This window comes from Pedococcus sp. P2_D9 (assembly GCF_056404275.1).
On the sequence record NZ_JBFUEI010000002.1, the window covers coordinates 1 to 13,757 of the forward strand.

General features: G+C 69.6%; 12 protein-coding genes. 4 read left to right on the forward strand and 8 right to left on the reverse strand.

From position 1 onward, the window contains the following. Positions 1 to 128 precede the first annotated feature (128 nt). Together AC1DXJ_RS02730 and AC1DXJ_RS02735 are read left to right on the forward strand one after the other, a co-directional pair. On the forward strand, positions 129 to 1,115 hold the full coding sequence (locus AC1DXJ_RS02730) for an IS481 family transposase (RefSeq protein ID WP_477616126.1): 987 nt from the start codon (positions 129 to 131) through the stop codon (positions 1,113 to 1,115). Positions 1,116 to 1,245: 130 nt separating this feature from the next. Beyond that, positions 1,246 to 2,247 carry a type IV toxin-antitoxin system AbiEi family antitoxin domain-containing protein gene (locus AC1DXJ_RS02735; RefSeq protein WP_477613442.1) on the forward strand — a complete coding sequence of 334 codons (1,002 nt, stop codon included), beginning with the start codon at positions 1,246 to 1,248 and terminating at the stop codon, positions 2,245 to 2,247. A gap of 143 nt (positions 2,248 to 2,390) precedes the next feature. On the opposite strand, the gene AC1DXJ_RS02740 is transcribed toward AC1DXJ_RS02735, so the two are convergent. The 3 genes from AC1DXJ_RS02740 to fdxA form a co-directional block, all read right to left on the reverse strand. Then, the gene (locus AC1DXJ_RS02740) at positions 2,391 to 3,686 is read right to left on the reverse strand and encodes a citrate synthase (protein ID WP_477613443.1); all 1,296 of its coding nucleotides are present in this window, start codon (positions 3,684 to 3,686) and stop codon (positions 2,391 to 2,393) included. A gap of 112 nt (positions 3,687 to 3,798) precedes the next feature. Next, positions 3,799 to 4,953, reverse strand: coding sequence for a succinyldiaminopimelate transaminase (dapC, locus tag AC1DXJ_RS02745; protein WP_477613444.1), 1,155 nt, complete (start codon positions 4,951 to 4,953; stop codon positions 3,799 to 3,801). A 7-nt stretch (positions 4,954 to 4,960) separates the two neighbouring features. After that, positions 4,961 to 5,287, reverse strand: a complete 327-nt coding sequence (gene fdxA / locus AC1DXJ_RS02750) for a ferredoxin (RefSeq protein ID WP_066673553.1) — start codon at positions 5,285 to 5,287, stop codon at positions 4,961 to 4,963. Positions 5,288 to 5,308: 21 nt separating this feature from the next. Between fdxA and AC1DXJ_RS02755 the strand changes: the two genes are divergently transcribed. Beyond that, positions 5,309 to 6,343, forward strand: a complete 1,035-nt coding sequence (locus tag AC1DXJ_RS02755; protein ID WP_477613445.1) for a GNAT family N-acetyltransferase — start codon at positions 5,309 to 5,311, stop codon at positions 6,341 to 6,343. Positions 6,344 to 6,396: 53 nt separating this feature from the next. Beyond that, on the forward strand, positions 6,397 to 6,810 hold the full coding sequence (locus tag AC1DXJ_RS02760; RefSeq protein WP_477613446.1) for a VOC family protein: 414 nt from the start codon (positions 6,397 to 6,399) through the stop codon (positions 6,808 to 6,810). A gap of 32 nt (positions 6,811 to 6,842) precedes the next feature. On the opposite strand, the gene AC1DXJ_RS02765 is transcribed toward AC1DXJ_RS02760, so the two are convergent. From AC1DXJ_RS02765 to typA, 5 genes are read right to left on the reverse strand one after another with little or no spacing between them, the layout of a single operon-like run. Then, positions 6,843 to 8,522, reverse strand: coding sequence for a VanW family protein (locus AC1DXJ_RS02765; RefSeq protein ID WP_477613447.1), 1,680 nt, complete (start codon positions 8,520 to 8,522; stop codon positions 6,843 to 6,845). 13 nt (positions 8,523 to 8,535) lie between these two features. Continuing rightward, entirely contained in the window at positions 8,536 to 9,072 is a 537-nt protein-coding gene (locus tag AC1DXJ_RS02770; RefSeq protein ID WP_477613448.1) for a flavin reductase family protein, read from the reverse strand. Further along, positions 9,069 to 10,019, reverse strand: a complete 951-nt coding sequence (mshB, locus tag AC1DXJ_RS02775) for an N-acetyl-1-D-myo-inositol-2-amino-2-deoxy-alpha-D-glucopyranoside deacetylase (protein WP_477613449.1) — start codon at positions 10,017 to 10,019, stop codon at positions 9,069 to 9,071. Before mshB ends, AC1DXJ_RS02770 begins: the two co-directional genes overlap by 4 nt. A gap of 4 nt (positions 10,020 to 10,023) precedes the next feature. Beyond that, entirely contained in the window at positions 10,024 to 11,802 is a 1,779-nt protein-coding gene (locus AC1DXJ_RS02780) for an ABC transporter substrate-binding protein (RefSeq protein WP_477613450.1), read from the reverse strand. Between the two features lie 16 nt (positions 11,803 to 11,818). Next, positions 11,819 to 13,702: a translational GTPase TypA gene (gene typA, locus AC1DXJ_RS02785; protein ID WP_477613451.1), complete on the reverse strand. Its 1,884-nt coding sequence runs from the start codon at positions 13,700 to 13,702 to the stop codon at positions 11,819 to 11,821. Between the last annotated feature and the right edge of the window lie 55 nt (positions 13,703 to 13,757).

Consider the following 13,757-nt stretch of genomic DNA (forward strand, 5'->3'; position numbering starts at 1 on the left):
GCTAGCTGTACTGACCCGAGACGTTGGTTGAGTGGGTGTGATCCGCTGATCTGATCAGTGGCGCGGGGAGGGCCTCCCGCGGTGGAGTGGAACTGCCTAGGTATCCGCTCACAAAACAGGAGGCCCTCGTGTCCCACGCTAACGCTGCCCTGACCCCTCGTGTCCGGCTCAAGGTCGCCAAGTTGGTGGTCGACCGCCACGTCCCGATCAGCGAGGTCGCGGCCCGGTTCCAATGCTCATGGCCAACGGTCAAGCGGTGGGCCGACCGGTATGCCGCGGGCGAGCCGATGAGCGACCGGTCCTCGCGACCGCACGTGATGCCGGCCAAGACGTGCCCGGCGGTCACGAAACGGATCGTGGCGTTGCGGCTGCGTAAGCGGCTCGGGCCGGTGCAGCTGGCCGCGTTGACCGGGGTGGCGCCCTCGACCGCGCACCGGGTCCTGACCCGGTGCCGGCTCAACCGGCTGGCCCATGTGGACCGGGCCACCGGTGAACCGGTCCGCCGCTACGAACACCCCTACCCCGGGGCGATGATCCACGTCGACGTCAAGAAACTCGGCAACATCCCCGACGGCGGCGGGTGGCGGTTCGTCGGCAAACCCCAAGGTTCCCGGAACCGGGCCGCGACCCCGGACAAGCCCAAGAACACCCAGCACAATCCCAAGCTCGGCCACGCGTTCGTCCACACCGTGATCGACGACCACTCCAGGGTCGGCTACGCCGAGGTCCACGACGACGAGACCGCCGCTACCGCGGTCGCGGTCCTGCGCCGGGCAGTGGCCTGGTTCGCCGAACGCGGCGTCAGCATCCAGCGCGTCTTGTCCGACAACGGATCCGCCTACCGATCCTTCGCCTGGGCCGACGCCTGCGGCGAGCTGGGCATCAAGGTCAGCAAGACCCGCCCCTACCGCCCACAGACCAACGGCAAGATCGAGCGCTTCCACCGCACCCTGGCCGACGGGTGGGGCTACGCCCGCTGCTACGAATCCGAAGCCGAGCGACGAGCCGCCCTGTCAGCATGGATCCACGAGTACAACCACCACCGACCCCACACCGCCTGCGGGAACAAGCCACCCATCACCCGCTTGACCAACCTGTCCGGTCAGTACAGCTAGCAAAGGTTGCTCGCAGGCGCTCAGGTTGCACCATGTCCGCGAACAAGTTTCCTGTGCTGGGTCGTGCTCCGACAGCTGGTTGTCCACAGGGACCTCAGAGCGCCTTGGCGATTTCTGGCACGCTCGCGACATGGACCTGCACGACCTCGCGGAGCACGACCTCGTGTCCGCCGCCGCCGCTGCGTCGATCGGAGTGGACCCCTCTGGTTTGCACCGACTGGTGAAGGCCGGCGCCATCCGCCGCGTTATTCGAGGCTGGTATGCCGTGCGCGCACCCGGTCAGGAACGGGCGCCGTGGGAGGGTGCGGACGCCTTCGAACAGGCTCGGCTCCAACATCGCCTGCTTGCCATCGCACTGCTGAAATCGTTCGAGGGACGGGTGGTAGCCAGTCACCAGTCCGCCCTGGTCCTGCATGGGATACCGCTGTGGCAGGCGGACCTCGGCACGGCCCATGTCAGTCGGACAAGAACGAACCACACCCGGCACCGTCGATCGGCGGTCATCCACCCCCAGATCGTCCAGGCGCCCGTGACGACGACGGAAGGCTTCCAGACCGTCCCCTTGGCGCAGGCCGTGGTGCAGGTTGGGCTCTACCCCACCGACGACCACGCCCGCCGGGCGCCGATGGACAGCCTCATCGCGGCTGATTTCGCACTGCACCATGAGCTTGTCACCGAAGAAGCCCTCGCAACGGCGATCGCCCAGCATGCCCACCACCCCGGGATCCCCACGGTGCGGGCGCTGCTCGCCAAGGCTGACCACCGCCACGAATCCCCCGGGGAGACCAGGTTGGCCCACACGATGCGTCTGATCGGCTATCGGTTCACTCCACAGGCACCCCTACCGGGTGGTCGCGGATACCGCGGTGACTTCCTCCTGGACGAGGATCCTGTCGTCGTGGAGTTCGATGGGTTGGGCAAGTACGCGCTGGCCACACCGACCGCCGCTGAGGGCAGCGCCGCCGCCCACCGTCAGAACCTCGCCGCAGAGAAGCGTCGCGAGGAGGACGTCCTTCGTAGGTCGGCCCACGAGTTCGTCCGGTTCACCTGGTCAGAGGTCGACAACCTCCCCCTCGTCCGGGAGCGAATCGACGCAGCCGTGGCGCGCGCAAGGCTGCGCCGCCCGGCCTGACGTGAGCACGCGGCATACCAGGGAGCTCGGCAACGCCCTATCCCGGCGCGTCCCAGCACAGGGAAGTCAATGGTGGACGGGTTGCAACCTGTCCACCATCACCCAACCTTTGCTAGCAAAGGTTGCTGCAGAAGCAGGGAGGGTCAGCGGCCGCCCATGGCGACGTAGTCGCGCTCGGTCGCACCGGTGTAGATCTGGCGCGGGCGGCCGATCTTGGTCTGCGGGTCCTCGATCATCTCGCGCCACTGGGCGATCCAGCCCGGGAGGCGGCCGAGGGCGAACAGCACGGTGAACATGCGCTCGGGGAAGCCCATCGACTTGTAGATCAGGCCGGTGTAGAAGTCGACGTTCGGGTAGAGCTTGCGCTCCACGAAGTAGTCGTCCTCCAGGGCCCGCTGCTCGAGCTGGAGCGCGATGTCGAGCAGGGGGTCGGAGACGCCGTCCTTGGTGAGGATCTTGTCGGCGGTCTTCTTGATGATGGCGGCGCGCGGGTCGTAGTTCTTGTAGACCCGGTGGCCGAAGCCCATCAGCTTGACCCCGTCCTCCTTGTTCTTGACCTTCTTGACGAAGGTGTCGACGTTGCCACCGTCCTGGTGGATCGTGTTGAGCATCTCCAGGACCGCCTGGTTGGCCCCACCGTGCAGCGGGCCGAACAGCGCGTTGATGCCGGCCGAGACCGAGGCGAAGAGGTTGGCGTTCGACGAGCCGACGAGACGGACGGTCGACGTGGAGCAGTTCTGCTCGTGGTCGGCGTGCAGGATCAGGAGCAGGTCGAGGGCCTTGACCATGTCCTCGTCCATGTCGTACGGCTCGGCCGGGAAGCCGAACGTCATGCGCAGGAAGTTCTCGGGCAGCGACAGCGAGTTGTCGGGGTAGAGGAACGGCTGGCCGACCGACTTCTTGTAGGCGTAGGCCGCGATGGTCGGCAGCTTGGCCAGCAGGCGGACCGTCGAGATCTCGACCTGCTCCTTGTCGAACGGGTCGAGGCTGTCCTGGTAGAACGTCGACAGCGCGGACACGGCGGACGACAGCACCGGCATCGGGTGGGCGTCGCGCGGGAAGCCGCCGAAGAACGCCTTGAGGTCCTCGTGCAGCAGCGTGTGGCGCCGGATCTTCTGGTCGAAGTCGTCGAGCTGGGTCTGGCTCGGCAGCTCGCCGTAGATCAGGAGGTACGACACCTCGAGGAAGCTCGACTTCTCGGCAAGCTGCTCGATCGGGTAGCCGCGGTAGCGCAGGATGCCCTCGTCACCGTCGATGTAGGTGATCGCGCTGCTGCACGACGCGGTGTTGACGAACCCGGAGTCCAGGGTGACGTTGCCCGTCACCTTCATCAGCTTGGAGACGTCGTAGCCGTCGTTGCCCTCGGCTGCCTTGACCAGCGGGAGCTCGAGGGTCTTGCCCCCGGCCGTCAGGGTGGCGCCAGCGGTTGCGTCTGTCATCCGAAATCCATCCTCCACGTCGTGCGGGCGCCCCGATCTGGTGTGCGTGCCGGGCGCTTCTCGCGCACTGCGACGCTACCCCAACTCACGGGGCTGTCGGGAATCGGCCCGGCTACCTGGCGAGACGCTCGGCGGCCGCGGCGATGCGTTCGTCGGTGGCGGTGAGGGCGATGCGCACGTGCTCGCGGCCAGCGGCGCCATAGAAGCTGCCAGGAGCCGCCAGTATGCCGCGGGCGGCCAGCGCGCCGATGGTCACCCAGGCGTCCTCGCCCCGAGTCGCCCACAGGTAGAGGCCGGCGTCGGAGTGCTCCACCCGCAGGCCGAAGGCCTCGACGGCGGCACGGAGGGTGGTGCGCCGCGCGGCATACCGGGCCTTCTGCTCGGCGACGTGGGCGTCGTCGCCGAGGGCGACCGTGAGGGCCTGCTGCACCGGCCACGGCACGATCATCCCGGCGTGCTTGCGCACCTCGAGCAGTCGGCGAACCAACGTCACGTCGCCGGCCACGAAGGCTGCTCGGTAGCCCGCGAGGTTGGACTGCTTGCTCAGCGAGTAGACCGCCAGCAGTCCCTCGTGGCTGTCACCGCAGACCCGCGGGTCGAGGATGCTCGGCGTCGTGGGGACGTCGGGGTCGCGCTCGGAATCGGGCCGCCAGTCGAGCTCGGCGTAGCACTCGTCACTGGCCACGACCACACCGTGCTGGCGAGCCCAGGCGACGACCTTGGCCAAGTGCGACACACCCAGGACGCGACCGGTCGGGTTGCTGGGACTGTTGAGCCACAACAGCTTCGGCGTCGTGGCGGGGGTCAGCGGTCCCAGCGCGGCGAGTCCGTCGACCACCTGGGGTCGCGCCCCGGCCAGCCGAGCACCGACGTCGTAGGTCGGGTAGGCCACGCCCGGGAAGCCCACGATGTCACCGGCACCCAGGCCCAGCAGGGTCGGCAACCAGGCCACCAGCTCCTTGGAGCCGATGGTCGGCAGGACCCCGTCCGGGTCGACGCCAGGCACGCCGCGACGTCGGGCGAACCACGCCGCCACCGCCTCGCGCAGCGCGGGCGTGCCGTAGGTCTGCGGGTAGCCCGGCGCGTCGGAGGCGGCACGCAGCGCCTCCTGGACGACGGCGGGTGTCGGGTCCACGGGCGTGCCGACGGACAGGTCCACCAAGCCACCGGCCGGTCCCCCAACAGCGAGACTCGCCCGCTCCTTGTACGGAGCGAGCGAGTCCCAGGGAAAGTCAGGCAGGGCGCGCAGGCCCTCGCCGCCGATCACCCGTCGATCACTCGTCGTGGGACTGCGGCGGCAGGTCGGCGATCAGCGGGTGGTCCTTGGGGATCAGGCCGAGCTTGGCCGCACCGCCGGGGCTGCCGAGGTCGTCGAAGAACTCGACGTTGGCCTTGTAGTAGTCGGCCCACTGCTCGGGGGTGTCGTCCTCGTAGTAGATCGCCTCGACCGGGCAGACCGGCTCGCAGGCACCGCAGTCGACGCACTCGTCGGGGTGGATGTAGAGCGACCGCTCACCTTCGTAGATGCAGTCGACCGGACATTCCTCGATGCAGGCCTTGTCCTTGAGGTCCACACAAGGCTGGGCGATCACGTACGTCATGGCGCACATACTATGCGGCCCATGTCGACCGACGTCAGCAACCTCCCCCTCGGGTCCCGAGTCGTGGTCAGGTGGCGACTGGAGAACCCCGACGCGGCCACCGGAGCGACCCTCACCGACAGCGTCGGCACCCTCGTCGGACGCGATGCCGACACCGTGTCGGTCGAGACCTCGCGCGGCCCCGTCACCATCGCGGTGGACCGGATCACCGCGGCCAAGGAGGTCCCTCCGAAACCCTCGCGCCGCGGCGCAGCGCACCTCGCCCTGTCGATCGAGGACCTCCAGCGCGTGATGACCCCCTCCTGGGGTGCCGTCGAACGGGGCACCCTGGGGGACTGGGTGCTCCGCGCCTCCGCCGGCTACACCCAGCGCGGCAACTCCGTGGTGCCCGTCGGCAGCCCCGGCAAGCCCCTCGAGGACGCCGTCAGCGAGGTCGAGGCCTGGTATGCCGCGCGCGGCCTCCCAGCGAAGTTCGCCCTCGCGGGGCCGCAGGGCTTCGACCCCGCAGGCGACCCGTTGGGCGCGCTGCTCGTCGCCCGGGGCTATGCCGCGGGGAGCCGCACCCTGAACCTGACGGCAGCCCGCGAGACCATCGCGGCCGCCGACCCCGGGGGTCCGAGCCTGACCCTCAGCGACGAGCTCACGCCGGAGTGGCTGGAGGCCTACCGGCGCACCCGGGCCACGGTGCCCGGCGCCACCGAGACGGTGCTGCGCGACAGCCCCCGGGTCGTCTTCGCCAGCATCGCTCCCGGTGGCGGGCTCTCGCAGCAGCTGGGCCTGCGTGCGCCCGGCGCGGCAGGCACCACGCCGATCGCGTTGGCACGACTGGGGATCGGCGCCGGTTGGGCGGGGCTGGGCGCGGTCTGGACGGACCCGGCATACCGGGGACGCGGCCTGGCCGCGCACCTCACCGCCGCCCTGGCCGCCTTCCTGCGCCACGAGGACGTCGCCCTGATCCACCTCCAGGTGGAGCACGACAACGACACCGCCATCCGGCTCTACCGACGGCTCGGCTTCGACGTGCACTCGTCCTACGTCTACCTCACGCAGCAGTGACCGCAGCCGAAACCGGCTGGCGCACAGGTGGCCCCGGCCGACAGAGTCGTCGCATGACCTCCCGCATCTCGCACACGACCGTCGACTCAGCCAACGCCCACGACCAGTCCGTCTGGTGGGGCCGCCTCCTCGGGTTCTCGGAGGACCCGCGCGACCCCAACCTCCCCGGTCACGAGGAGTGCATGATCTTCTCCCCCGACGGGCGCCAACGGGTGCTGTTCATCGAGGTGCCCGAGGGCAAGACCGTCAAGAACCGGATCCACTTCGACCTCTGGCCGACCGACCGGACGATGAACGAGGAGGTCGAACGGCTGCTCGCCGACGGAGCCACGCTGGTCGACGACCTGCGCGACCACCACGGTCCGGGCACGGGCTGGGTCACCCTGGCCGACCCCGAGGGCAACGAGTTCTGCGTGCTGCGCAGCGAGTCCGAGCGTCCCGACCCCTATGCCCACCTCGTGAGCTGACCTCAGCCGCCGAGACGTCAGCCGTCGAGACGTCAGCCGGCGCTGGGGTGCGTGCAGGTGACCTTGTCCTCGGGGATGTAGTGCGTCGAGAAGCTGGACGTCTTCACCGTCTTGCCGCCCTTCTTGAAGACCCGCGTGACCGTCACGTCGAAGCCGGTGCTCGCCGACTGCGTGACGCAGCCCGGCCGGTCGTCGACGATGGTCTTGGGCTGCACGACGTTGCGGCGCGGGCCCTTCACGGACTCGATGTCCCAGACCTTCGTGCCGTGGAAGGTCACGGTGATGGAGCTCGAGGACACCGAGGCCTGGATGAGGATCCCGTAGCCGGTGTCGTTGGTCCACTTCTGGTCCACGTCCGGCCAGGAGACCGTCGCCTCGCGGCCCTCGGGGTAGCGCGAGATGTAGAAGCTGTGCGGCAGGTACTGGTCGATCCGCACACCGGAGAAGAAGGCAGCGTTGAACGTCGTCGTGGACACCTGCGAGACGCCGCCGCCGTAGTCCTTCTTCAGCCGGCCGTCCTCGATGACGGGGGCCGACATGTACCCCTTGGCCGCCGTGCGCTGGCCCAGCGTGGCGTTGAGGCTGAACTGCTCGCCGGGACCGACGTAGGTGCCGTTCAGGGTGCGCGCCGCGATCGTGATGTTGTTGGTGCGCGGCGGGTTGTAGGGGAAGTTGGTCGTGAAGGTCGAGACCACCTCACGCGGCTTGATCTTCTCGGCCTCCGCAGTCGTCAGCTTGGGCTGCACGACCGTCGTGACGACCGTTGCGGTCCGGGCCGGGTCGGTCATGGCCGGGACGAAGGCCGCGACCACAGACTTCTCCTCGAGGGTCGCCCCAGCAGCGGCAGGGACCACGACGACCTTGGTGCCCTTGAAGGTGATCTTGGCGTCTCTGGGCTTCGCCTCGAGACCGGCGGCCGCGGCAGCCTTGCGCACTGCCGCAACGAGCTTCGCGTTGTCGACCACCGGTGCGAGCTTGCCCGTGGGGTCGGCCTGCATCGAGATGCTGGGCGCGTAGGCAGCGGGCGCGACGGCGAAAGACTTGGCGCCGACCTTGACCGTCACGGGGCCCGACATGGCTGGGTTGGCGAACTCGGCCACGGCCCGGTCGACCTCCTCGGCCGACACCGCGGGGGCAACCTGGTGCAGGCGGGGAGCGATCCCTGACGTGGTCGGCCATCGCGCAACGATCTCGTCGGCGGTCTCGGCGACCGAGAGCGTGGCGCCAGTCTCGGGCTTGACGACGGCGACCTTCCCACCCGGGAACGTGATGGCAGCCTGCACGACGGGGGTGTCCAGGGTCGCCTCGGCCCCCTTCACCGCCGCCTCGAGCCGAGGCCGGTCCACAGTGGTTCGCAGCTTCTCGTCCGAGCCGCCCGTGAGCTTGTCCCAGAGGTCCGCCGGCTGGGCGCTGAAGCCGGAAAGCCCGTCGACCGTGCCGGCGTAGTCGATGGCGAGCCCGGCAGACCTGGGGTCGATCTCGAAGGTCTTGTCACCGGCCTTGAGGGTCAGCTTGGCGGACTCCTTGGCCCCCAGGGCCCGGCGCAGCGTGCTCTCGGCCGAGTGGGGCGACATGCCGCCCACGGGCACGCCCGCGACCGTCGAGTTGGCGGGGATGTGCCGGCCGAGGAACCAGGCCATGCCCAGGTAGGCGGCCAGCAGGACCGCCACGGCGACCCCGAGACGCAGCGCCGATGAACCGCTGTCCTTCACGGGTGGACTCCCATCACTTCAGCGCCTGGTAGCGGCTGCGGTAGTACACCAGCGCATCTGCGGGGTGCTCGTTGCTCGACAGCGACACTACTTCGCCCAGGACGACGCTGTGGTCTCCCGCCGGGTGCACGGCCGTGGTGCGCAGCTCGATGGTGGCGAGCGCGTCACTCAGCAGCGCGACGCCGGTGGCCGGACCTCGACCGTGCGCGATCCGGTCGAGCTGGCCGTGCAGCGGTCGCCCCTGCGTGGACAACCAGTCCGCCACGGGCCGCTGCGCCGCCCCCAGCACGCTGACTCCCCAGACCCCCGAGTCGATGATCGCGTCGTGGAACCGCGCATCCACCTCGACGCACACGAGCAGGAGCATCGGGTCCATCGACACCGAGGTGAGGGCGTTGGCGGTCATCGCGTGGTCGTGTCCCCCGCTGAAGGTCGTCAGGACGGCGACCCCCGTGGCGAACCGCCCCATGGCCAGCCGGAACTGGTCGGGGTCGACCGGGCCCACGCCCAGCGGCAGCGCGGAGTCCCCCGCAGCGTCCAGCGGGCTCATCGCGGCCCATCCAGCGGCCCAGCGAGAAGCCCAGCGAGAAGCCCGGTATGCCGCGTGGTCGCCCCCGCGGCGCCTGCCGCCTCGTCGTACGCCCCGGCTGTCGCCAGCCGTCCGGTGACCGGGTCGAGCAGCGCGAAACCCTCTCGCCCGGGGATCCGGGCGGCGATGTCGTTCGACAGGGCGTACACGTCTCCCGTGTCGGCCACGGTGACCTGCGTGACGTGGTGCCGCAGGGCGTCTGCCTGCACGGGCACCAAGGCGGGGTCGACCACCTCGTGGGTCACCAGGGCGTCGGCCACGACCGACGGCGGGTACTCCCCGTCGGGGTCGGGCAGCGACCAGCCGGTCCCGACGGGCGGGTGCTCGGCCAGCCACTCGCGGTCCTCACGGGCCCATGAGGCCGGCGTCAGCACGGCATACAAGGGCGGTCGTTCGTCCTCGGGCAGGGCACGGAGGGCCGCGCAGGTGACCCGATGGGTCTGGATGTGGTCGGGGTGGCCGTAGCCGCCCTGCTCGTCGTAGGTGACGACGACGACCGGCCCGACCCGGCGCACGACGCCGGCGACCAGGTCGGCGGCCTCGCCGAGGTCGGCGTTGACGAACGCGCGAGGGTTGGCGGCGCTGGGCGTGCCGGCCATGCCGGAGTCGCGGTAACGCGACAGTGCGCCCGTCTCGGCGTCCTCCCCCAGCACCTCGTGGGTGACCCCGAGCGTCTCCATGGCGGCCCGCAGCTCGGCGAGGCGATGGGGCCCGAGCGCGTCTTCGTGCGCCGCATCCAGGTGCTGGAGCCCGGGCGGGATCACCTCACCCTCCTCGCCCAGCGTGCACGTCAGCACGTGCACGGGGTGACCGGCCCGCACGTAGTGGGCCATCGTGAGGCCAGCCGTCAGCGTCTCGTCGTCGGGGTGGGCGTGGACGAATAGCAGCGGCTGGGCGGGGACGGTCACGGCGCTATTTCACACCCACCGTGGCGAGGTCGACGAACCCGCCCAGCGCCTCGTTGGCGCCCAGGCCGGTCACCGAGCTGCCGGCGACGTAGAGCGCCTTGCGCTGCGCGAGGGCGATGAAGGCGCCGCGCTCGGCCAACGACGCGTCCAGGGCTGCCCACGCCGTCGCCTGGCTGCTGAGGTCGTGCAGGGCCCCGATGCGGGTGATCTCCTGGTTGACCGCCGGGTCGGAGAAGCCGCCGAAGTCGCGGCCGTTGCCGTTCTTGGTCACGTTGATCCGGCTGTCGAACAGGGGCGGGATCACCGTGGAGGCGGAGGGCCATGCGGGCGCCCAGTTGGCCCAGAACACATCGGTCTGGTCAGTGCGTCCGGGAGCCGACACCTCGGCGAAGTAGTCCTTGGCGATCGGCTGGAGCTGGATGGCAAAACCCGCCTCCTCCCACCCGTTCACGAGGGCGGCCAGTGCCTTGTCGGACGTGGGGGTCGACCGGTAGGCGACGCGGACCTTCACCGGCAGGGTGAGTCCCGACTCCTGCAGCGCCGCCCGGGCCCGCGCGGCGTCACCGGACGGACCTGACCCGACCGGGTCGACGTCGCTGTGTCCGGGCAGGGAGGGACCGATGAGCGTGTGGGCCGCGCTGGCTGCGCTCGCGCCGCCCAGAGCCGTGACGTACCCCTCGCGGTTCGTCGCGAGGGCAAAGGCCTGGCGCACCTTGGCGTTGCGCATCACGCCCTTGACCTGGTTGGGGGCCAGGTAGTCCACGAACTGTGCCGAAGGGTTCACCGACCGGGCCGAGAGGGCTGCGTCGGAGAGGATGTGCTGCTGCATCGCCGGGGGCGCCGAGTCGAGGGTCAGCGACTGTCGGTTTGCCTCGTCGTCGTTGACCACCCGTTGCACCGCGGTCTGCGACTCCGTGCCCTCGACGTAGTCGATGGACGTCGGCCGCCCTTGGCGAATGGGGTCAGATCCCTTGTCCCACTTGGGGTTTCGCACGAAGGTGCCGCCGGAGCTCGGGTCCCAGGGCGTCTTGAGCTGGTAGGGGCCGTTGGAGAACACGGCATAGGTGCCGTCCTTGCCCTTGTCCTGCGACTGCTTGAAGGGGGCGAAGACGGGCAGTGCGACGACCTGGTTGAAGTCGGCCATCGGCGTGCTCAGCCGGTAGGTGACGGTCGAGCCGTCGCAGGACACCGCCTTGTCGAAGGCCGCCTGCCCCTTGGGGTCCTTGGCATCGGGACCGGAGTAGCTGGAGGACCCGTCCGCCTTGCGGGGGATGTCGAGGTAGGCCAGCGGGTAGTTCAGGCCCTCGGAGGCAAACGGCTCCGCGAAGGACCGGGAGGCGCCATAGCGCAGGTCCTCGCACGTGACCGGCGACCCGTCCTGCCAGGACGCACCGCTGCGGAGGGTGAAGGACCAGGTCTTCAGCGTGGAGTCGACCGTGCCCGCCGTGGTGGCGAGGTCACCCTCGACAGTGCGCTGGTGGGCTGCGTCGGCACCCGCCGGGAACGCCGTCAGGGTGCGCACGAAGACCCTGCCCGCGAAGGCGATGTCCTGCGCCGTCGACATGCGCTGCGGGTCCCAGGTCGCGACCGGTCCCAGGCTCAGGACGGACAACCGGCCCGCCTCGGCGGCACCGCCGCCGCCATCGGACCCGACTCCCGTGCAGCCGGACACCCCGAGGGCGGCAACGGCCACCCCCACGGCGAGGGCCTGAACCCTGCGGACGCGTTGCCCGAGGATGCCGCCCCGGAGGGCGGCCGTCCTCGGGATCCGCTGTGCCTGCATCGCTCCCAGCACGCGCTCAGGCGTTGCGGGCCCGAGCCGCGCTGCGCGCGCGCACGGTCTGGTCGAGCTCCACCTTGCGGATGCGGACCGCCTCGGGTGTGACCTCGACGCACTCGTCCTCGCGGCAGAACTCGAGCGACTGCTCGAGGCTCAGCTTGCGCGGGGGCACGATCTTCTCGAAGTTGTCCGAGGAGGAGGCGCGCACGTTGGTGAGCTTCTTCTCCTTGGTGATGTTGACGTCCATGTCGTCGGCGCGGGAGTTCTCGCCGATGATCATGCCCTCGTAGACCTCGGTGGTCGGGTCGACGAACAGGGTGCCGCGCTCCTGCAGGTTGACCATGGCGTAGGCCGTCACGACGCCGGTGCGGTCGGAGACGAGCGAGCCGCTGGTGCGGGTCGTGATGGTGCCGAACCACGGCTCGTAGTCCTCGAACACGTGGTGGGCGATGCCCGTGCCGCGGGTCTCGGTGAGGAAGAGCGTGCGGAAGCCGATGAGGCCGCGCGACGGCACCAGGAACTCCATCCGGACCCAGCCGGTGCCGTGGTTGGTCATCTGCTCCATGCGCCCCTTGCGGGTGGCCAGGATCTGGGTGATGGCGCCGAGGAACTCCTCGGGCGTGTCGATGGTGAGGCGCTCGACCGGCTCGTGGGTCTTGCCGTCGACCTCGCGGGTGACCACCTGCGGCTTGCCGACGGTCAGCTCGTAGCCCTCGCGGCGCATCTGCTCGACGAGGATCGCCAGAGCCAGCTCACCACGGCCCTGCACCTCCCAGGCGTCGGGGCGCTCGGTGGGGAGCACGCGCAACGAGACGTTGCCGACGAGCTCCTTGTCGAGGCGGTCCTTGACCATGCGGGCGGTGACCTTGGAGCCACGGACCCGACCGACCATCGGGCTGGTGTTGGTGCCGATGGTCATGGAGATCGCGGGCTCGTCGACCGTGATGACGGGCAGCGGGATGGGGTTCTCGGCGTCGGCGAGGGTCTCGCCGATCATGATCTCGGGGATGCCCGCGATGGCAATGATGTCGCCGGGACCGGCCGACTCGGCAGGCTTGCGCTCGAGGGCCTCGGTCATCAGCAGCTCGGTGATCTTGACCCGCTCGACGGTGCCGTCGACCTTGCACCAAGCCACGAACTGACCCTTGCGGATCGTGCCGTTGTGGACGCGCAGGAGAGCCAGACGGCCGAGGAAGTTGGAGGCGTCGAGGTTGGTGACGTGGGCCTGCAGCGGCGCCTCGTCGTCGTAGACCGGGGCGGGGATCGTCGACAGGATCGTCTCGAACAGCGCCTCGAGGTCCTCGGCGTCCGGCAGGCCGCCGTTCTCGGGGCGGTTCATGGACGCGCGGCCGTTCTTGGCCGAGGCGTAGACGATGGGGAACTCGATCTGGTGCTCGTCGGCGTCGAGGTCCATGAACAGCTCGTAGACCTCGTCCACGACCTCCGCGATGCGGCTGTCGGGACGGTCGACCTTGTTGATGCACAGGACGACGGGCATCTTGGCCGCGAGCGCCTTGCGCAGCACGAACCGGGTCTGCGGGAGCGGCCCCTCGGACGCGTCCACGAGGAGGACGACACCGTCGACCATGCTGAGGCCGCGCTCGACCTCGCCACCGAAGTCGGCGTGACCCGGGGTGTCGATGATGTTGATGGTGGCACCGTCGGGCAGACCGGCCTCTGCGGCTGCCTTGCCGGCGTAGTGGATCGCGGTGTTCTTGGCGAGGATCGTGATGCCCTTCTCGCGCTCCAGGTCACCGGAGTCCATCGCCCGCTCGTCGACGTGCTGGTGCTCGCCGAAGGCACCGGCCTGCCAGAGCATCTTGTCGACCAGAGTGGTCTTTCCGTGGTCAACGTGGGCAACGATGGCGACATTGCGGATGTCATCGCGGGTCTTCATAGGCATGAGCACCATTGTCTCAGGCTTTTGAGCACGCGCTGACCATGCGCGCCTGCGCGCG

Coding starts and splice junctions, on each gene's coding strand:
- AC1DXJ_RS02735 (WP_477613442.1), top strand. CDS start 1,246: ATGGACCTGCACGACCTCGCGGAGCACGACCTCGTGTCCGCCGCCGCC.
- AC1DXJ_RS02740 (WP_477613443.1), bottom strand. CDS start 3,686: ATGACAGACGCAACCGCTGGCGCCACCCTGACGGCCGGGGGCAAGACC.
- fdxA (WP_066673553.1), bottom strand. CDS start 5,287: ATGACGTACGTGATCGCCCAGCCTTGTGTGGACCTCAAGGACAAGGCC.
- AC1DXJ_RS02755 (WP_477613445.1), top strand. CDS start 5,309: ATGTCGACCGACGTCAGCAACCTCCCCCTCGGGTCCCGAGTCGTGGTC.
- AC1DXJ_RS02760 (WP_477613446.1), top strand. CDS start 6,397: ATGACCTCCCGCATCTCGCACACGACCGTCGACTCAGCCAACGCCCAC.
- AC1DXJ_RS02770 (WP_477613448.1), bottom strand. CDS start 9,072: ATGAGCCCGCTGGACGCTGCGGGGGACTCCGCGCTGCCGCTGGGCGTG.
- AC1DXJ_RS02780 (WP_477613450.1), bottom strand. CDS start 11,802: ATGCAGGCACAGCGGATCCCGAGGACGGCCGCCCTCCGGGGCGGCATC.
- typA (WP_477613451.1), bottom strand. CDS start 13,702: ATGCCTATGAAGACCCGCGATGACATCCGCAATGTCGCCATCGTTGCC.